General features: G+C 41.4%; 21 protein-coding genes and 1 pseudogene. All 22 read left to right on the top strand.

Going from position 1 to position 20,214, the window contains the following annotated elements:
* Nucleotides 1-7: 7 nt before the first annotated feature.
* Nucleotides 8-943: a DNA-binding protein WhiA gene (gene whiA, locus WMO31_RS09045; protein WP_015524051.1), complete on the top strand. Its 936-nt coding sequence runs from the start codon at nucleotides 8-10 to the stop codon at nucleotides 941-943.
* Entirely contained in the window at nucleotides 933-1,157 is a 225-nt protein-coding gene (gene xseB / locus WMO31_RS09040) for an exodeoxyribonuclease VII small subunit (RefSeq protein WP_015524050.1), read from the top strand. The genes whiA and xseB overlap by 11 nt, the downstream gene beginning before the upstream one ends.
* A complete protein-coding gene (locus WMO31_RS09035) occupies nucleotides 1,150-2,025 on the top strand; it encodes a polyprenyl synthetase family protein (protein ID WP_367999563.1) in 876 nt (291 codons plus the stop codon). The genes xseB and WMO31_RS09035 overlap by 8 nt, the downstream gene beginning before the upstream one ends.
* 39 nt (nucleotides 2,026-2,064) lie before the next feature.
* Complete coding sequence (gene dxs, locus WMO31_RS09030) at nucleotides 2,065-3,936, top strand: 1-deoxy-D-xylulose-5-phosphate synthase (RefSeq protein ID WP_367999562.1); 1,872 nt, start codon at nucleotides 2,065-2,067, stop codon at nucleotides 3,934-3,936.
* 1 nt (nucleotide 3,937) lies between these two features.
* Nucleotides 3,938-4,744, top strand: a complete 807-nt coding sequence (locus WMO31_RS09025) for a TlyA family RNA methyltransferase (protein ID WP_015524048.1) — start codon at nucleotides 3,938-3,940, stop codon at nucleotides 4,742-4,744.
* Nucleotides 4,745-4,756: 12 nt separating this feature from the next.
* Complete coding sequence (locus tag WMO31_RS09020; protein ID WP_015524047.1) at nucleotides 4,757-5,614, top strand: NAD(+)/NADH kinase; 858 nt, start codon at nucleotides 4,757-4,759, stop codon at nucleotides 5,612-5,614.
* Entirely contained in the window at nucleotides 5,614-6,060 is a 447-nt protein-coding gene (gene argR, locus WMO31_RS09015) for an arginine repressor (protein ID WP_015524046.1), read from the top strand. The genes WMO31_RS09020 and argR overlap by 1 nt, the downstream gene beginning before the upstream one ends.
* Nucleotides 6,061-6,074: 14 nt before the next feature.
* Nucleotides 6,075-7,742 carry a DNA repair protein RecN gene (gene recN / locus WMO31_RS09010; protein ID WP_367999561.1) on the top strand — a complete coding sequence of 556 codons (1,668 nt, stop codon included), beginning with the start codon at nucleotides 6,075-6,077 and terminating at the stop codon, nucleotides 7,740-7,742.
* Between the two features lie 36 nt (nucleotides 7,743-7,778).
* Nucleotides 7,779-9,821, top strand: coding sequence for a single-stranded-DNA-specific exonuclease RecJ (gene recJ, locus WMO31_RS09005; RefSeq protein WP_367999560.1), 2,043 nt, complete (start codon nucleotides 7,779-7,781; stop codon nucleotides 9,819-9,821).
* Nucleotides 9,821-12,019: a RelA/SpoT family protein gene (locus tag WMO31_RS09000; protein ID WP_173018959.1), complete on the top strand. Its 2,199-nt coding sequence runs from the start codon at nucleotides 9,821-9,823 to the stop codon at nucleotides 12,017-12,019. The genes recJ and WMO31_RS09000 overlap by 1 nt, the downstream gene beginning before the upstream one ends.
* Before the next feature lie 15 nt (nucleotides 12,020-12,034).
* Complete coding sequence (gene dtd, locus WMO31_RS08995; protein ID WP_021884176.1) at nucleotides 12,035-12,490, top strand: D-aminoacyl-tRNA deacylase; 456 nt, start codon at nucleotides 12,035-12,037, stop codon at nucleotides 12,488-12,490.
* Nucleotides 12,487-13,113 carry an MBL fold metallo-hydrolase gene (locus tag WMO31_RS08990; protein WP_046432235.1) on the top strand — a complete coding sequence of 209 codons (627 nt, stop codon included), beginning with the start codon at nucleotides 12,487-12,489 and terminating at the stop codon, nucleotides 13,111-13,113. The genes dtd and WMO31_RS08990 overlap by 4 nt, the downstream gene beginning before the upstream one ends.
* Before the next feature lies 1 nt (nucleotide 13,114).
* Complete coding sequence (gene hemZ / locus WMO31_RS08985) at nucleotides 13,115-14,554, top strand: coproporphyrinogen dehydrogenase HemZ (RefSeq protein WP_367999559.1); 1,440 nt, start codon at nucleotides 13,115-13,117, stop codon at nucleotides 14,552-14,554.
* Nucleotides 14,555-14,700: 146 nt separating this feature from the next.
* The gene (locus WMO31_RS08980) at nucleotides 14,701-15,096 is read left to right on the top strand and encodes a zinc ribbon domain-containing protein (RefSeq protein ID WP_015524041.1); all 396 of its coding nucleotides are present in this window, start codon (nucleotides 14,701-14,703) and stop codon (nucleotides 15,094-15,096) included.
* A gap of 24 nt (nucleotides 15,097-15,120) precedes the next feature.
* The gene (locus WMO31_RS08975; protein WP_367999558.1) at nucleotides 15,121-16,977 is read left to right on the top strand and encodes a putative polysaccharide biosynthesis protein; all 1,857 of its coding nucleotides are present in this window, start codon (nucleotides 15,121-15,123) and stop codon (nucleotides 16,975-16,977) included.
* Nucleotides 16,978-17,055: 78 nt separating this feature from the next.
* Nucleotides 17,056-17,856 carry a nucleoside triphosphate pyrophosphohydrolase gene (gene mazG, locus WMO31_RS08970; RefSeq protein WP_021884180.1) on the top strand — a complete coding sequence of 267 codons (801 nt, stop codon included), beginning with the start codon at nucleotides 17,056-17,058 and terminating at the stop codon, nucleotides 17,854-17,856.
* Between the two features lie 16 nt (nucleotides 17,857-17,872).
* Entirely contained in the window at nucleotides 17,873-18,148 is a 276-nt protein-coding gene (locus WMO31_RS08965) for an HU family DNA-binding protein (protein WP_367999557.1), read from the top strand.
* A gap of 88 nt (nucleotides 18,149-18,236) precedes the next feature.
* The gene (locus WMO31_RS08960) at nucleotides 18,237-18,479 is read left to right on the top strand and encodes an RNA-binding S4 domain-containing protein (protein WP_015524038.1); all 243 of its coding nucleotides are present in this window, start codon (nucleotides 18,237-18,239) and stop codon (nucleotides 18,477-18,479) included.
* Between the two features lie 381 nt (nucleotides 18,480-18,860).
* A pseudogene (locus tag WMO31_RS08955) lies at nucleotides 18,861-18,998 on the top strand (cysteine peptidase family C39 domain-containing protein); the annotation flags it as partial.
* A 62-nt stretch (nucleotides 18,999-19,060) separates the two neighbouring features.
* A complete protein-coding gene (gene yabP, locus WMO31_RS08950) occupies nucleotides 19,061-19,333 on the top strand; it encodes a sporulation protein YabP (protein ID WP_015524037.1) in 273 nt (90 codons plus the stop codon).
* Between the two features lie 8 nt (nucleotides 19,334-19,341).
* Complete coding sequence (gene yabQ, locus WMO31_RS11235) at nucleotides 19,342-19,902, top strand: spore cortex biosynthesis protein YabQ (RefSeq protein ID WP_046432227.1); 561 nt, start codon at nucleotides 19,342-19,344, stop codon at nucleotides 19,900-19,902.
* The gene (locus WMO31_RS08945; protein ID WP_015524036.1) at nucleotides 19,808-20,182 is read left to right on the top strand and encodes an FtsB family cell division protein; all 375 of its coding nucleotides are present in this window, start codon (nucleotides 19,808-19,810) and stop codon (nucleotides 20,180-20,182) included. Before yabQ ends, WMO31_RS08945 begins: the two co-directional genes overlap by 95 nt.
* The last annotated feature ends 32 nt before the right edge of the window (nucleotides 20,183-20,214 follow it).

Genomic DNA, 20,214 nt, shown 5'->3' with positions numbered 1-20,214 from the left:
TGCAGAGATGTCATTTTCCTCGGATGTAAAAAAAGAAATTTGTTCGGTTGAACAGTTTGACCGTGAGGCTCTCAAAGCGGAGCTTTACGGAATGCTTTTATTCAGCAGAAATTTTTCTCCGAACAAAATAACCTTCACAACAGAAAGCAATTATGCGGGAAATCGTCTTATATTTCTTTTGCAGAATTTATATATGCCGATAATTGAAAAACAATCGGCTTTGCGAACAAAATCAAGCGACAGCCATCTTTACAAAATAATTGTGGTTGACGGAAACGATTGCAAGCGTATTTTTGAAGATTTCGGTCATACGGACGGTCAGATTACTTTGCGTGTCAACAGGGCAAATCTTTCAAGCGAAGAACTTTCGCAATCGTTTTTGCGCGGAGTTTTTCTTAGCTGCGGTTCGGTATCCGATCCCATGAAAAGCTATCACCTTGAATTCTGTGTTCCGCACAAAAATCTTTCTCAGGATTTGTGCAAGATTCTTTCCGAAATAACCGAATGTACCCTTATTCCAAAAACGGTTGTCCGCAGCGGCAGTTACATTGTCTATTTTAAGGAGAGCGAGCAGATTTGTGACTTGCTTACCTACATAGGCTCACCGATAAGATCAATGGAAATTATGGGTACAAAGGCAATAAAGCAGGTTCGCAACAATGTGAACCGCAGAATTAACGGCGAGGTTGCGAATATCGGAAAAATCGCAACGGCGTCTGCAAAACAGCTCAGTGCAATCGAACATATAAAAAAGACAGTCGGAATCGATTCTTTGCCCGAGGACTTGCGTGAAATCGCATATTTAAGGCTTGAAAATCCCGATATGTCACTTCGTGATTTGGGACAGAATCTTTCAACCCCAATCAGCCGAAGCGGTGCAAATCACCGTATGCAAAGACTGCTTGAATATGCAGGTACAGAGGTAAAAACCAATGGAAAATAAAAATTTGACTTTTGAGCAGGCAAACGAACTGCTTGAAAAAACGGTTTCAAAAATGGAGAGCGGTGAACTTACTCTCGAACAGACAATGGAGGAGTACGCAAAAGCGTGTGAACTCCTTGCTTATTGTATGAAACAGCTTGAACAATGCAAGGGTAAAATTATTGATATAAACGAGAGAATTTCAAAGCTTTCAAAGGGTGATGATAATGACTAAAGATTATGCAAAAAATATTGAAAACGCTTTAAAGAGCTGTCTGCCGAGTACGGATTGCCGTGAAAAAAAGCTGATTGACGCAATGGCTTACAGCCTTGAGGCAGGCGGAAAGCGTGTCCGCCCGTATCTTGTGTTCTCGTTTAACAGCCTTTGCGGCGGAAGTGAAGAGTCTGCAACGGCATTTGCCTGTGCAGTTGAAATGATTCACACATATTCTCTCATTCACGATGATTTGCCGTGTATGGACAACGATGACCTCAGAAGAGGCAAGCCGTCAAACCACAAGGTATTCGGCGAAGATATCGCCTTGCTTGCAGGCGACGCCCTTCTGACGCTTGCCTTTGAAATCCTTACAAACGAAAAGACAGTAAAAATCTGCGGAACTTCTGCTTGTTGCAGAGGTGTTTCCGTACTTTCAAAATACGCAGGTGCGACAGGAATGATAGGCGGTCAGGTGATTGACCTTATGAGCGAAAACACAAACGCTCCGATTGAAGTCCTTCGTGAAATGGACTACAAAAAAACAGCCTGTCTTATCAAAGCAGCTTGTGAACTTGGCTGTATAAGCGCAGGTGCAAACGATAAGCAAATTAAAGCCGCCTCTGAATTTGGCGAATGCATCGGCATTGCGTTCCAAATTCAGGACGATATTCTCGATGTAACCTCCTCCGATGAGGAACTCGGCAAGCCCGTTGGCAGTGACGCAGAAAACAGTAAATCAACATATGTTTCACTTCTCGGAATTGAAAAGTGCCGTGAGCTTGTTGATGAACTTACCGAAAAAGCTGTTAACGCACTTCTTGGCTTTGACGGTGATACAAAAGAGCTTGAAGAATTTGCTTACAAGCTTGCAAAGAGAAATAAATAATTCTTTGCAAATATTAATTATACGGATAGGAAATAAATTATGGGTGAGTATGAACTGCTTTCTAAAATTAAATCACCGCATGATGTCAAAAAGCTTAATGACGAACAGCTTGAAAAGCTGTGTACCGAAATAAGGGAAAAGCTCGTTGAAACCGTGTCTGTAAACGGAGGACATCTTTCACCGAACCTCGGTGTTGTTGAACTTACCGTTGCTCTTGAGCGTAGCTTTAATCTGCCTAAAGACAGCATTGTATGGGATGTCGGACATCAGGCATATACCCACAAGCTGTTGACGGGACGCTACGAGCAGTTTGACACAATCCGCAAAAAAGGCGGAATTTCAGGTTTTCCGAAGCGTGCCGAGAGCAAATACGACGATTTTAACACAGGTCACAGCAGTACATCAATATCAGCCGCATACGGAATTGCAAGAGCAAAACACCTTATGGGCGACCAAAGCTACACCGTTGCCGTGATTGGTGACGGTTCATTTACGGGTGGACTTGCTTTTGAGGGAATGAACAACTCAGGCAGATTCAACAAGAACTTTATTGTTGTTCTCAATGATAACAAAATGTCCATTTCACCGAATGTAGGCGCATTGTCACGCTACCTTACAACGGTAAGAATTCAGCCGTGGTATATGCGAGTCAAGAAAATTACGGAAAAAATTCTTTTACACATTCCGCTTATCGGAAAACCTCTGAAAAGATTTCTTCAGGGAGGAAAGTCTAAACTTAAAAATCTTGTGTACAAAAACACTCTTTTTGACTGCTTCGGTTTTACCTATCTCGGACCTATTGACGGACACAACATTGATGAGCTTGAAAATGCGTTTGAGTGTGCAAAAAAGGTGAATTCTCCCGTTCTTGTTCATGTTGTTACCAAAAAAGGCAAAGGCTATCAGCCTGCCGAGGACAATCCGGGCGGATTTCACGGAATAGGCAGGTTCGATATTGATTCGGGCGAACCGCTTTCAAGTCACAAGGGATTTTCGGCTGAGTTCGGAAAGACTATGTGCGAATTAGCCGAGGACGATAAAAAGATTTGCGCAATTACAGCCGCAATGTCGGGAGGAACGGGACTTACCGAATTTTCAAGGCTTTTTAAGGAAAGATTTTTTGATGTCGGTATTGCTGAAGAACACGCAGTAACTTTTGGATGCGGACTTGCCGCAAAGGGCATGCGACCTGTTTTTGCCGTGTATTCAACATTTCTCCAGAGAGCCTATGACCAGCTTTTGCATGATGCGGCGCTCGGAAAGTTTCACCTCGTAATCGGGGTTGACCGTGCGGGAATTGTTGGTGATGACGGTGAAACTCATCAGGGTGTGTTTGATGTTTCGATACTCAACACCATTCCGAACACAACAATTTTTTCTCCGGCATATTTTGACGGTATGAGAAAATCTCTTTCAACCTCAATTTACATTTGCGACAGCCTCGCTGTTGTGCGTTATCCCCGTGGCGGAGAGCTTTACAGACCCGATGATTTCGGTGAAGAAAATCTTTCATACGATGTTTACGGAAATCCGAATTGTAAAAATCTTCTCATAACCTACGGCAGACTTTTCTCTTATGCCTGCAAAGCCAAGGAAACCCTTGCAAAACAGGGCGTTGAGATTTGCATATTAAAACTTTGCAGAATTAAACCGATTGACGAAAATGCCGTTGATTTTGCGGCAGATTTCGATAATGTATGGTTTTTTGAAGAGGGCATCAAAAACGGCGGTATTGCGAGAAATTTCTCCGATTTACTCTGTTGCACACAGTTCTGCGGAGATTATCATATAAAGGCTATTAATGACAAATTTGTCAAGCAGATGTCTGTCAGTGAGGCTCTTCATGAGCTTAAACTCGATGATGACGGAATGGTGAACACAATTACCAAAAATTTAAAGGAAAAGAATTAGGATGAAAAAAAGACTTGATATTCTTGTATATGAAAAGGGCTTTACCGACAGCCGTGAAAAGGCTAAGGCGATTATAATGTCGGGACAGGTTTATGTTGACAATCAGAAAGCCGACAAGTGCGGAACTTCTTATGATGAAAATGTTAAAATTGAAGTAAGGGGCAACACACAGAAATATGTCAGCCGTGGCGGTTTAAAGCTTGAAAAGGCCATAGACAATTTTGACTTTGATTTAAAAGATAAGATAACAATGGATATCGGTGCGTCAACGGGCGGCTTTACCGACTGTATGCTCCAAAACGGTGCAAAAAAGGTGTATTCAATTGATGTCGGTTACGGTCAGCTTGCTTGGAAGCTTCGCAACGACCCCCGTGTTGTCAACCTTGAACGCACCAATATGAGAAAGGTTACAAGGGAGCAGGTCCCCGATGAAATTGATTTTTTCTCGGTTGATGTTTCGTTCATTTCATTAAAGCTGATTTTGCCTGTTGCAAGACAGCTTATGAGCGAAAACGCGCAGGCGGTCTGCCTAATCAAACCGCAGTTTGAGGCAGGCAGGGAAAAGGTGGGCAAAAAGGGCGTAGTTCGTGATCCTGCCGTTCATGTTGAGGTTGTCAGAAAAATATTTGATTTTTGCCTTGAAAACGGCTTTGATGTACTTAATCTCGACTATTCGCCAATCAAAGGTCCCGAGGGCAATATAGAATACCTTATCCATCTTCGCAAAAGTGATGATCCTAAGTCATACACAGATGTAACACCCGAGCAGCTTGTTGAAAATTCACATGCCGCTCTTGACAAAAAATGAGCAGGTGCTTTTATGAAATTTGCATTAGTGGTCAATCTTTCAAAAGAACGGGCAATTAAATATGCAAAAAAGATTTCTCTTTTTCTTCTTGATAAAAATGCAGAAATTGCTATGATTGAGGAATGCAGTCAGTATTTTAAGGGAATCCACATTCATTATTCAAAAAATATTACGGAGCTTTTTGAATACTGCGATATGGCAATTACAGTGGGCGGTGACGGAACGATTATCCATGCCGCAAAATATGCCGCAAAAGCAGATAAACAGCTTATCGGTGTGAATGTCGGCAGACTCGGTTTTGCCGCAGATGTTGAACCGCACGAATATGAACAGCTTGAACGGCTTATTACGGGTGATTACGCAACAGAGGAGAGAATTTTGCTTGATGTTGAGGTCATAAAAGAGGACGGCTCAAAGCACTATCTTGCAGTGAACGATGCCGTTGTCGCAAGAGGTCAGCTCTCAAAAACAATTGATTTGCACCTGACGCTTGACGGTGACGAAATTTCAAAATACAGAGCGGACGGTCTGCTTTTTGCAACTCCGACAGGCTCAACCGCTTATTCATTGTCGGCAGGCGGACCAATCCTCGCACCTAAAATGGAATGCATTCTTATGACTCCAGTTTGTCCCCATTCATTATTTTCCCGTTCCGTACTTTTCAGCGGAGAATCGGAGCTTTCGGTTCATGTGAAAATCCCCGAAGAATGCTGTTGCGTGCTGACAATTGACGGTGAAAAAAATGTTCCTGTTCTTGCAACCGACAGGGTTGTAATCCGCAAATCCGATTTAAAGCTTAAACTTGCGTTACTTCATAACCGCAATTTTTATAAACTGCTCAATGAAAAACTGAAAGAGAGGGATTTTTGATGAAAACAGGGCGACACGCACGAATTCTTGATATTATAGCCGAACATCCCATTGAAACACAGGATGAGTTGCTTACCCGACTTCGTGAAGAGGGCTTTAAGGCAACACAGGCTACAATTTCAAGAGATATCAAGGATTTACGCCTTGTTAAAACTCTCGGAAGTGACGGAAAATATCGCTATGTTTCTGCATCTCGCAGTTCAACCGATATCCGTACCAATTTTTCAAATCTTTTCAGCACTTCGGTAAATTCAATAGATGTAGCACAGAATCTTGTTGTAATAAAAACCCTCAGCGGTATGGCACAGGCAGTTTGTGCCGCACTCGATTCTGCCGACTATCCGTCTGTTGTCGGAACAATTGCAGGCGATGATACAATCTTCATTGCCTGCCGAACAGCCGACCTTGCGGTGTCACTTACCGAAGAACTCAAAAAGCTTATTTGACAGGACTGATTGAAATGCTCAGAACTTTATATATAGAAAACATTGCCGTGATTGAAAAAACTTCAATAGATTTTGAAAACGGTCTTAATGTCCTCACAGGTGAAACAGGTGCAGGTAAAAGTATAATAATTGACGCAATCAATGCAATTATGGGACAGCGGACATCAAAGGAAATTATTCGCACCGAGGCTGATTCAGCCTTTGTAAGTGCCCAATTTGACGATATTAACCAAAGTATTGTTGAAAAGCTTGATGAACTCGGCTTTTCCGATGACGAGGGAACACTCATTTTGCAGAGAACTCTCAACAGAAACGGCAAGAGCAGTTGTAAAATCAACGGCAAGCCTGCAACGGTTTCAATGCTCAAAGAACTTTCAAAGCACCTCATAAACATTCACGGTCAGCACGAAAGCTACGAACTTTTCTCTCCCGAAACTCATATTGATTATATTGACCGTTTCGGCGGTTGCGAAAAGCTTTTGTCTGATTATAAAAAATGTTATGATGAATATAAAATTCTCAAAAAGAAATTAAATTCAGCCGATTCGGACGAAAGTGAAAGATTGAAAGAAATTGATTTACTTTCATATCAGGTAAATGAACTCACAGAATCCGATGTTAAGCAGGGCGAAGAACAGGAGCTTGAGAGCGAAAGAACAGCGCTTATGAGCTTTGAGAAAATCTTTTCTCTGCTCAATGATGCTAAAATGGCTCTTGACGGTGACGAAAACTATGGCGGCGGTCTTGAATCGGTCGATTCTGCATCAACTGCCCTTCAAAAAGCGTCATCATATAATGCTGAATATGAAGAAATTGCAAATACGCTTACAGATGCATATTACAATTTAAAGGATTGTTGCGACAGCATTTCCGACGCTATTGATTCGCTTGAATCCGATCCGCAAAGGCTTGAAGAAGTTGAAGAAAGGCTTGACCTTATCAATCGTCTTACAAGGAAATATAATTGTCCGTCAGACGAGCTTTCGGATCTTGCCGAAAAATATCAGGCAAGACTTGACGAACTTATGAACTATGACCGCAACCGTGACGAGCTTGCGGAAAAATGCAGAGAAAGCGAAGAAAAAATGCTTGCGGCTGCCGAAAAACTCGGTACTCTCCGCAGAAAAACCGCAAAAACCTTTGCAACAAAAGTAAAATCCGAAATGGCATTTTTGAATATGCCGAATGTTGAGCTTGTTCCGTACTTTGAAAAGTGCGAACCAAATTCAAAGGGTACGGATAAAATGGAACTGCTCATCTCCGCAAACCCGGGTGAAACACCTCGCCCTGTTGCAAAAATCGCATCGGGCGGTGAGCTTTCAAGAATGATGCTTGCAATCAAAACAGTTCTTGCAAGCACGGATACGGTTGATACCCTCATTTTTGATGAGGTTGACACAGGTATTTCGGGTTCGGCGGCAGAAAAGGTCGGCTTAAAACTGCGTGAAGTCAGCAAAAGCAGTCAGGTTCTCTGCGTGACACACCAAGCACAAATCGCTGCTCTTGCGGATTATCACTATCTTATCCGCAAACAGGTTGAAAAAGGAAGAACATTTACAAATGTAACCCTCCTTGACCATAACGGCAGAGCATGCGAACTTGCACGAATAATCGGCGGTGTTGATATAACCGATGTCGCACTTAAACACGCAGAATCAATGCTTGAAAAGTATAATAACTAATATAAATCAACTATATAAACGAAAGGGAGCGGCATTTTGAAGCTGTGGTCGGTTGCAAAACTTGATAAAACTAAGGCGGGGGAGATTCAGTCCCGCTATGAGCTGCCTGCAATTGTTGCAATGCTGCTTCAGATACGGAATATTACAACGAAAGATGAAATTGAAGGCTTTCTTTACAACGATTCTTTCATTGCCGATCCGTTTGAAATAAAAGATATGGATAAGGCTGTTGAACGCATTAACAAGGCGCTTGATTGCGGTGAACCGATTTGTGTTTACGGTGATTATGATGCCGACGGTGTCACCTCAACAGCACTTTTATATTCTTACCTTGAAACAATTGACGCAAACGCAATGTACTATATTCCGTCCCGTGAAACCGAGGGCTACGGAATGAACAAAAACGCTGTTGACAAACTCAATGAGCGTGGAATAAAACTCATAATTACTGTTGATAACGGAATTGCGGCAGCACAGGAGGTTGCATACGCAAGCTCACTCGGAATTGATACCGTGGTCACAGACCACCATATGCCGTCAGGCGAGTTGCCAAAGGCTTGTGCCGTAGTTGACTTGCACAGAGAGGACTGTAAAAGCAGATTCAAAAATCTTTCGGGGGTGGGCGTTGCATTCAAGCTGATTATGGCGCTTGAGGGAGAATACTGCGACACAACCACCTTGCTTGACAACTATTCCGACCTTTTGAGCATCGGCACAATCGGTGATGTTGTTGAGTTGAAGGATGAAAACCGAGTATTTGTCAAACACGGACTTGAAAGTATTACAAATACCGACCGTCCCGGACTGCAGGCGCTTATCAAAAATTCCGGTCTTACGGGAAAAACCGTATCTTCAACAAATGTGTCATTTACAATTGTTCCGAGAATAAATGCAGTAGGACGACTCGGTTTGTCCGAAAAATCGGTGTCGCTTCTTCTTACGGAAGATTATGATGAGGCGGCTGAAATTTCATCGCAGCTCTGCGTTGACAACTCCGAAAGGCAGGAGATTGAGCGTGATATTCTTGAAAAAATTGATGGAATAATCCGCAGAAAACCGTCGCTTGTCAATGATAAAATCATAGTAATTGACGGTGAAAACTGGCATCAGGGTGTAATCGGACTTATTGCCGCCAAAGTCAAAGAGACTTACGGCAAGCCGGCAATCGTCATTTCAAAGCTCGGTGATATTGCAAAGGGCTCGGGCAGAAGTGTTGAGGGATTTCCTCTTTGCGACGCTGTTTTTGCCTGTTCGGATCTTCTCACACACAGAGGCGGTCATCCTATGGCGGTCGGGCTTTCTCTTGATCCTGAGAATATCCCTGCTTTTCGCAGGAAAATAAACGAATTTGCCGACAATTTCGGCAAGATGCCGTATGATAAAATCAACATTGAGTGTAAGCTCAATCCGGCATACATAAACCTTGATTTGATTGATTCTCTGTCGCTTATGCAGCCCTACGGTGCCGGCAATCCGACACCTGTTTTCGGTTTGTACAATATGACATTGAAGAACATTACTCCGCTTTCGGCGAACAGGCATTTAAGACTCACTCTGTCCCGCAATAACATACAGATTACTGCGATGAAATTCTTTACATCAACCGAAGAATTTCCGTATAAAATCGGTGAAACACTTGATCTTGCAGTAAATCTTGACCGCAATGAGTTCAACGGAAATGTGTCTGTTTCCGTAATTGTCAAAGATATAAAATCATCGGACTGCGATACCGAAAAGCTCCTTGACAGCCGTACAAACTACGAGGATTTTTGCAGAGGAAAACAGCTTGACCGTTCACAGCTTTCGGATTTAATGCCAGACAGAAACGATTTTGCACTGCTTTACAGATATCTGAAAAGCAACGGTGGTTACGCTTTTGAAACCGCAACTTTGGTTCACATGCTTGACAACAGGCTGTCTTTTGGTAAAATTAAAGTGATACTTGAGGCCATGAGAGAGCTCAGGCTTATCGAAATTTCAGAGGGAATGAAAACCTCAATAATTTCAGTCCTGCCCGTAAACGGCAGGGTTGACCTCGAATCAGCCCCGATTATCAAGAAATTAAGGGAGGTATTCTGATGGGTAAATTTTCAAATGTTGCACACTATCAGGATTTTACGGAACTGAAAAAGATTCTTTCCGCATCTGCTGCCAACACTTATGATATGGATAAAATCGAAAAGGCATATAAATTTGCCGAAAAAGCTCACGGTGACCAGCGCAGAGTATCGGGAATTCCGTACATTCTTCATCCCGTTTCAGTAGCCTGTATTGTTGCAGAGCTCGGTATGGATACCGATTCCGTCTGCGGTGCATTGCTTCATGACACAGTAGAGGACACAGGAGTCACACTTGAAGAGGTTACAAAGCTTTTCGGTGCGGATGTTGCCAAGCTGATTGACGGTGTTACAAAAATTTCAAAAATTCCGTACTCAACCCGTGAACAGCAACAGGCTGAAAATATAAGAAAAATGCTTATCGCAATGGCTGATGATATCCGTGTAATTATCATCAAGCTTGCCGACAGGCTTCATAATATGCGTACAATGAACTGTATGCCGGAACAAAAAAGGAGAGATAAATCACTTGAAAATATGCAGGTGTTTGCTCCGATTGCTCATCGGCTCGGTATTAAAACCATAAAAGACGAGCTTGAGGATCGTTCTCTTCAGTACCTCGATCCAATCGGCTATAAGGAAATCGAAGACGATCTTCTTATGACCGAAGAGGGTCGTGACAAGTTTATTGAATCCATTAAGAATCAGATTCTCGCAAAAACCGAGGGCACAATCCCCGGTGTGTATATCAGCGGTCGGGTAAAGAGTATTAACAGTATTTACCGCAAAACATATATGCAGGGCAAAACAATGGATCAGATTTTTGACATTTTTGCCGTGCGTGTAATCGTTGATACAGTATCCGATTGCTACAATGTTCTCGGTGTAGTGCATGATATATTTAAGCCTATTCCTAACCGTTTCAAGGACTATATATCAATGCCTAAGCCGAATATGTACCAGTCGCTCCATACAACCGTACTCGACAAAAACGCAATTCCTTTTGAAATTCAGATAAGAACATGGGAAATGCATTACACCGCCGAATACGGAATCGCCGCCCATTGGAAGTATAAGCTTGGAATGGGCGCAGGCGGTAAAAATAATGACAAAATGGAGGAGAACATCAAAAAGGTCAAGGATATGATTCTTGATCAGCTTGAGGCAGAAGATGTTACCGACATCGCAAAGAATATCAGAAACGATTTTACGGAAAACGATGTTTATGTGTTCAGCCCGAGAGGCGATGTGTTCAATCTTCCGCAGGGTTCAACTCCGATTGATATGGCTTATCTTATTCATACACAGGTAGGTCACAGAATGGTCGGCGCAAAAATCAACGGAAAGATCGTTCCGATTGACTATAAGCTTAAAACAGGCGATATCTGCGAAATTATCACCCAGAAAGAGGAACACCCAAACAGGGGATGGGTTGATATCTGTAAAACCGCATCGGCAAAATCAAAAATCCGCTCATGGTATAAGCATGAAAAGCGTGATGAAAATATTGCCGAAGGCAGGCAGATGCTTGACAAGGAGTTCAAGCGCCACGGCATCAATCTTTCCGAAGAAGAATATCCCGAGTTTCTCCAGAAGCTGATGATTAAAAAGCAGTATAATTCCATGGATGATTTCTATGCCGCAGTAGGCTACGGCGGTATTCAGCTTTGGAAGATAATGCCAAGGCTCAAAGAAGAATATCAGAAAGCATATGCGTCAGATATTGAAGAAATTGATGTTCCGCAAGCACCCGTAAAGCGACCGAAGGCATCCGCAGGCGTTGTAATTGAGGGTGCAGACGATGTTCTTGTAAAATTCTCAAAGTGCTGCAATCCTCTGCCGGGTGACGATATTATAGGCTATATTACAAGGGGCTACGGCGTTTCAATTCATAAAAGGCATTGCACGAATGTGCCGAAAGATATCAGTAAAAGTGAAGAACCCGAAAGATGGGTAAGCTGTTACTGGGAGGACGAGGTAGGAGAGGCGTTCAGAAGTACGCTCCAGATCACCGCAACCGACAGAACAGGACTTCTTGCAGATGTTACAATCAAGCTTTCGGATATGCACATTTTTATACATTCGCTTAATTCAAGAGAGGCTGGCAACGGCACTGCCGTTGTTACCGCAACAATTGATGTAATGGGCAGAAATCACCTCCGTGGTGTAATTTCAAAGCTTTCCGACATCAACGGAACAATCGAAGTAAAAAGACTGTAATTGAGGTTATAATTTATGAAAGCAATTTTACAAAGAGTTACCAAGGCCAAGGTTGAAGTGGATTCAAAAACCGTGGGCGAAATCGGTACGGGTTTTCTTATTCTTCTCGGAGTTGAAAACGGTGACACCGAAAAAGAGGCGGACGCACTTGCCGCAAAAATTGCAGGTCTGAGAATCTTTACGGATGAAAATGATAAAATGAATCTTGCTCTTGCCGATGTAAACGGTTCGGTGCTTGTAATTTCAAACTTTACCCTCTGCGCCGACTGCTCACACGGCAGACGCCCTAATTTTATGGCTGCCGCAAGACCTGACACAGCCGATCCGCTCTACGAATATTTCTGCAAAAAAATGCACGATAACGGAATTGAGCGTGTTGAAAAGGGAATTTTCGGTGCCGATATGAAGGTTTCGCTTGTTAATGACGGTCCCGTTACTATTGAAATCAACACAAAGGATTTGAAAATATGATAGATGTAAAAATTTTTAATGTTACGGTTCTTATGACAAACTGTTGTTTGCTTACAGACAGAAAAACAGGCAAAATGGCTGTAACCGATCCGGGCGCACCGAATGAAGAACTCAATTCTGAAATTGAGAAAAACGGCGGAAAGCTTGAATATGTAATTCTTACACACGGTCACTACGATCACATAAGCTATGCAAAACAGCTTGCGGAAAAGTTTGACGCAAAAATTGTTACGGGCGAGAAGAATAACGAATTTCTCAGCAATCCTGCACTCAATCTTACCGAAAAGCACAGACTTTCACTCAAACCGTTCTCAGCCGATATTCTGCTTAAAGACGGTGACAATTTCATGCTCGGCAACACTGAAATCAAATATATCACCACACCGGGACATACAAGCGGTTGCGGTTCATATATTTTTGATGACACAATTATTTCGGGAGATACTCTTTTCTGCGAATCATACGGCAGAACAGACCTTCCCACAGGTGACGATGCCGAAATGGCAAAGTCAATCAGAAAGCTTAAAAATCTTGAGGGTGATTACCGTGTAATTCCGGGACACGGACCGACAACAACCCTTGACCACGAGAGAAAATACAATCCGCTGATGAGGATTCTTTAATATGAATTTATATGTAAAAAATCACAATTTTCATTTTGAACTTGAAAATCTTACAAGGCTTTTCTTTCCAAATGAAAAAATAACGGTAATAAGAGATTTTTCTGAACCACAGCCTCCGTATATCTATACGGAGGTTTCGGATAAAATCACAATTTCGGTGAATATCGGCTCTTTTAATAAGTCCGAAACAGCTGTAAAAAAGCTTACGGATGATGACAACGAGCTTGTTTCGGCACAGCTTTTGTACAAACTTCTATGTGATTTTACGGGACTTACACAGCCGTGGGGAATACTTACGGGAGTTCGCCCCGTAAAGCTTTTAAGACGACTTGCCGAAGAATTAAGTGAAGAACAGGCTGTAAAAAAGTTTGAGAAAGATTTTTTTGTCAGCAACGAAAAAATAGCATTGTCAAGGAAAACCGAGCATAACGAACGAAAAATTCTTGAACTTTCAAAACCCGAATCGTTCAGTCTTTATGTCGGAATCCCTTTTTGTCCGTCAAGGTGCAGTTATTGCTCATTTGTAATGGCGTCAATCGAAAGGTCTGAAAAGCTGATTGAACCGTACACAAAGCTATTATGCGAAGAAATTAAACAGACAGCCGAAATTGCAAACAAGCTTGGTTTAAGGCTTGAAACCGTATATTTCGGCGGCGGCACTCCCACTACTCTGAGTGCCGAACAGCTTGATACGGTGCTTAGAACAGTAAACAAAAGCTTTGATATGTCAACCTGTCGTGAATTTACGGTCGAGGCAGGTCGCCCCGATACAATTGACATTGCAAAACTTTTTGCTTTAAAAGAAAATAAAGTTGATCGAATCAGCATAAATCCGCAGACTGTAAACGATGAGGTGCTGAAAACTATCGGAAGAAAGCATACTGCTCAGCAGTTTTTTGACGCTTTTGAACTTGCAAGAAAATGCGGCTTTGATAATATCAACACAGACCTCATTGCGGGCTTGCCGACAGATACCCCCGAAAGCTTTAAAAATTCACTTGATTCAATCGTCAGGCTGAATGCGGAATGTATCACGGTTCACACGCTTTGCATGAAAAGAGCGTCCCGCCTTACAACCGAGGGAGTAACGCTTGATTTGCAACAGGCGAGAGATGCAAGAGAAATGCTTGCATACACGCAGAATATTCTCGGACAAAACGAGTACATTCCGTACTATATGTATCGTCAGAGCAGAATGGTCGGTAATCTTGAAAATGTCGGCTGGTCAAAAAAAGGCTTTGAAAGCCTATACAATGTTTATGTTATGGACGAAACCCACACAATCCTTGCCTGCGGTTCGGGCGGTGTTACAAAACTGAAACGCAACAATCCCGATTATCTTGAAAGAATATTCAATTTTAAATATCCGTACGAATACATTGACCGTTTTGATGAACTTATTCAAAGAAAGTCCGGGATAATGCAGTTTTATGGTCAATAACACAGTTGATTAATGCTGTCAACGGTGTTATAATACGACATATGTGATTGCATACGGAAGTGAAATTGTCATATATTGAACAAAACATAATTTTTGTTCATAATTTGTTTTTCTGATGAGATAATTTTAAGAAAGGTCGGATTAATATGGGAAAATTTGATGAAATTTTTGACGATGTAGTGGTCAATGCAAAAGCCTGTGCGTCTGCTGTTTCGCAGAAAGCGTCAACAGTTTATGATGTTTCAAAGCACAAGATTACTGCCGCTGAAATCAGAGGCGATATCAACAAAAAGCTTCGTGAACTCGGTGCTCTTACATACAAATCTGAGGTTCACGGAACGGACAATTCACAGCAGATTAAGCTTATCGTTTCGGAAATTTCCGATTTGAAAGATAATCTTGATGTTGTAAACGAACATATTGCCGTGGCAAAAGATCAGAGAAGATGTCCCGGATGCAATGCTGTTATTCCTAAAAATTCTGTATTCTGCAACATCTGCGGTATCAAGATCGACGATACTGATGAGGATTTTGAACTTTGATTTTTTATTAATGGGTGATTATTTTTGTCTAAATTAAAAACTAAAAAATACAATGCCGTTGCAAACGCTGAGAAGGACGCTTCTCAAACCTTTGTCAAAGGTGCGGCAATTCTTACTTTAAGTATGGTAATTGTCAAGGTTTTCGGACTTCTTGACAAGGTTATTCTTACAGGTATTTTCTCCGGTGTTTCTTTTGAACAGGCTGTTGCAGGCGGAACGGAAACCGTCAATTTTGCATCTTTCGGTTTGGGCCTTTACAGTAATGCCTATGAAATTTTTGTCGTAATTTTCACGGTTGCAACGGGCGGTCTGCCGATAGCAATTTCAAGACTTGTATCTGAAAGTACGGCACAAAAACGATTTAACGATGTAAAACAAATTCATAGGGTTTCAATTCCTTTCTTCGTTATTGTCGGCATTCTTTCATTTGCAATTCTTGTCGGTGCAAGCTTTATCTATGTTCAGATTATTGAGTCACCGTATTCATTGCTCGGTATGCTCTGCCTTTCTCCGACGGTATTATTCGGTTGCCTCGTTTCAATTTACAGAGGATACTACGAAGGTCAGCGCAACATGTTCCCGACTGCCGTTTCGGAAATTATCGAGGCAACAATCAAGCTCTTTATCGGTGCATTCCTCGCTTACATCATTGCACACCTCGGTATGAATTCTTATGCTGAGTCAGGCACGGTTTTCGGACTTTACATTGCAAATCAAACCGAGGCTTATCAGACAATTGTTTCATTCTCGGTTGCCGGTGCAATTATTGGTATCACCCTCGGAAGCGCCGCATCATTTGTGTTCTATATTCTCAAATTTAAAATTCAGGGTGACGGAATTCCGGAAGAATACTACCGTAATTCCGTAGAGGCTCGTTCAAAAAGAGAAACTTTTAACAAGATTCTCAAAACAGCCATTCCTGTTGCAATGGGTTCACTCATTATGAGCGTAGGTTCGCTTATTGACCAGGTAATTGTTCAGCGTGTACTCCTCAATATGATTGAAACTAATCCGCAGGCTCTTCAGGCACAGTACAGTAAGTATTTTACAGCCGATATGTTCTATGCCGACACAAAGACAATCCACACCAGCCTTTGGGGCTGCTACTCAGCCGCTCTCACTTTTCTTCAGCTTGTAACAGCCGTAACACAGGTGTTCGGTTCAAGTGCTATGCCGAATGTAACAAGTGCATGGACAAAGGGCAACAAGGACGAACTCAAAAAGTCAATCGAAACTGTTATCCGCCTTACAATGCTTTTTACATTCCCGATGGCTCTCGGTATGATGGCACTTTCGTTCCCGATTATGGGACTTGTGTATAACGATCCGCTTATTACGGATGTCGGCGGAAGAATTCTCCTCATCATGGGTGTTACAACAATATTCGGTGCGGCGTCAACTCCTGTATGCAGTATGCTCCAGGGTATCGGCAGGGTTGACCTCCCGATGAAACTATACACAGTTTGTATGGCTGTCAAGATCGGCATTACATGGATGTTTGTAAGCGTTCCGGAAATCAATGTTCAGGGTGCAACTGTCGGTTCAATGATTACCTATGCAATTATGACAATCGTAGGTATGTATCTGCTTATCAAGTATTCAAAAATCAAGCCTGATTTATTCGGTACAACAGTAAAACCGCTTATCGGTGCGATTGCAAGTGCCGCTTCGGCATTCGGCGCATATCACCTTATGGAAAGCATTATCGGCTCTGCAAGAATGTCAATCGCAGTTTCGCTTGCAGTTGCAATCTTTGTTGCGGTTATCGTTTATATTGCTGTGTTGTTGATATTGCGTGCTTTTACGGCAACAGAACTGAAATTTTTGCCGAAAGGTGAGAAAATTGCAAAAACACTTGAAAAATTAGGATTAATTAGGTAAAATATATATCTGTTGCGGTTGTTTCCGCTTCTCAGATAAAATTTGCATTGTCTAATAAGATTATCGGAGATGTCACGAATGAACTTTACAGAAAAAGAAAATTATAATTTTAATGACCTTGTTGAGATAGTAAAAATCCTTCGTGCACCCGACGGTTGTCCGTGGGACAGAGAACAGACTCACAAGTCAATCCGCTCAAATTTTATTGAGGAAACCTATGAGGCTGTTGAGGCAATTGATACCGACGACCTCGATTTGCTTAAAGAAGAACTCGGTGATGTTCTTCTGCAGGTTGCTCTGCATGCGGAAATCGAAAGTGAACAGGGAACATTTGATATAAATGATGTTTGTGACGGAATCTGCAAAAAGCTCATTATCCGTCATCCCCATGTTTTCGGCGATGTCAACGCTGACACTACCGAAAAGGTTCTCAAAAACTGGGATGCCATTAAGATGAAAACAAAATCCCAGAAAACTCAGACACAGGCAATTCTCAGCGTGTCAAAGGCACTTCCGTCGCTCATGCGCAGTACAAAAATCCAGCAGAAGGCCGCAAAGGTCGGTTTTGACTGGGAAAATGTAAACGGTGCGCTTGATAAGCTTTTTGAAGAATGTGAAGAGCTTAAAGCCGCTGTTAAAAACAATGATGCTGAAAATCAGCGTGAAGAACTCGGTGATGTGCTTTTCTCAGCAGTTAATGTTGCAAGATTTTTGAACATTGACAGCGAACACGCACTCTACGATGCCTGTGACAAATTCACCGACCGTTTTTCGTCTGTTGAAAAGCTCGCAAACGAGCGTGGAATAGATATGAAAACGGCACCGTTATCTGTACTCGATTCCCTTTGGGATGAAGTTAAATTATCTAAGAATTATTAATTGGAGGTTTATTATTATGAACAAAACAGAACTTATTGCTGCAGTTGCCGAGCAGAGCGGACTTTCAAAGAAGGATGCAGAAAAGGCAGTTTCTTCAACAATTGACACAATCATCAATACAGTAGCTGAAGGCGAAAAGATTCAGATCGCAGGTTTCGGCACATTTGAACAGCGTCAGAGAAATGCAAGAACAGGTTGTGACCCAAGAACAGGTAAATCAATCGAAATTTCTGCTTCAAAGGTTCCTGCATTCAAGGCAGGCAAGGGCTTTAAGGATGTAGTAAACAAGTAATCTTGTTTTATATTTCGGGTAATGGTACGCTGTATCATTACCCTTTTTTGTTAAAAATTTTTTATTAAAAATCGGAAGGGTTTATAATATGCGACTTGATAAATATTTAAAAGTATCCCGACTCATCAAACGCAGAACAGTTGCAAATGAGGCGTGTGACGCAGGCAAAATCACAGTTAATGACAAGGTTGCCCGTGCGTCCTATGATGTAAAAGTCGGTGATGTAATCGAAATCACACTCGGTTCAAAAAGTGTAAAGGTTAAGGTTACAGAGGTAAAAGAAGTTGTTCGCAAGGAAGATGCGGCAACAATGTATGAGGCGGCAGTCTGATTTTTTACCAAAATTAAAACACAAAATATTACTTTGGATGAAATTAGGTGAGTAGATTATGAATAAGACAATTAATTTAATATTGGCAATATTATCTGTAATTACTTACATTGGGATTATTGTAATGAAGTTTTACACACAGATAAATATACCCAATGGCTCTTTCGTAATAATGACTTTATTGTTCATTATTTCGGTATGCCAATTTTTAAATTCGTTAAAATAATCTACACACGAGGAGAATATGTGTATACCACGACATTCATCAGGTTTACTAGTAGGAATAATTATCAACTTAATAAATATAAATAAATCGTAAGTTGAGGTATTAAACTATGAAATATTGTTGTGTTAAACAATGTGATATAACTGATTGTGGTGCTTGGTTTTACGGCAAAGGGTGTAAAAGGCAATCAGGAGGCGTTCTTCTCTGAATTCCCTCTTCTTGCTATTGCTCATGTTATTGTTGATGGCAATCTGATGCACTATGTTGTTATACATAAAATCTCAAAAAAAGAAGAATAATTTTATTTTTTTCTCCGTATAAATTACTGACAAATAATTTATACGGAGGTTTTTTTATGCAGGAAATGCCAAAGGCTAAGAATCATACGGTTATGCTTGATAACAGGGGGAAGCTTGTTATGACAGGCACGGAGGATGTGTCGGGCTTCAACGAGGAAACGGTGTCGGTAAAAACCTCCTGCGGGTGCCTTGTAATCAAAGGGGAAAATCTGCACATTGATAAGTTAAACCTTGAAACGGGAGATGTTTCAATTGACGGAAAAATTAACGCAATGCAATACCTCGGCAACGGTGCGTCAAAATCCAAACTTTCAAAACTCTTTAAGTAGGTGTAATCTTGGAGCTGACTTTTGCACAGCAGTCAACCGCATTTCTCTGTTCACTTGTATTCGGAGCGGCGGCAGGATTGCTGTATGATATATTTAAAATAATCAGAATGACGCTTTGCAAAGGAAAAGCGTCGGTTTTTGTTACAGACTTTCTTTATGTTTTTATTGTATCACTTAATCTGTTCATTTTTTCCGTTGCATATATGCTGGGATTTTTCAGAGTGTTTGTAACGGTCGGTTCATTTCTCGGTTTTGTTATTTGTCGATTAACCCTCGGCAGACTTTTATCGCTTGTATATTGTCCGATGATTCGTTTTACGGAGAGTGTCTGTGTGAAAATTTCGCAAAAAATTAAAAAAAATCTGAAAAAGCTATTGAAAAACAGCAACAACATATTGTATAATGAGGGTAAGAATAAAGGTATATTTAGAAACGATAATAATAATTCAGCAGAGAAAGCAGATAGTTTTGAAGATGAAAAAAAGCACAAAGAAAGTAAAAGAAAGCACTGCGGCTTCTCGGCAGACAGAAGACGGCGCAATAAAGGAGATAACTCCGAAAAAGCGTAAAAAAGGAAGATATATTCTGATTTATCTCGCAATTATCGGTTTTGTTTTTTATGCCGTAATTACAATTATCAATCAGAATGTTCAGATTGCCGAGAAAAAGGCAGAGCTTACGGATTTGCAACAGCAAATCAGCGTGGTTGAGATTCAGTCGCAGTATCTGAAAAAGGTTCAGAATTACAAGGGTGACGATCTTAAAAAATATATTGAAAAAATAGCTAAGGATGAATTAGGCTATGTCGGTGACGGTGAAAGAATTTTCATTAATGTTGCCGGAGAATAAAAGGGTAGAAATAATTTTAAGGGGTAATAAAT

It is taken from the genome of Ruminococcoides intestinale (genome assembly GCF_040095935.1).
Lineage (GTDB): Bacteria > Bacillota > Clostridia > Oscillospirales > Acutalibacteraceae > Ruminococcoides > Ruminococcoides intestinale.
The sequence above is the reverse complement of the archived record's forward strand: the minus strand, read 5'-3'. Positions and strand labels throughout refer to the sequence as shown.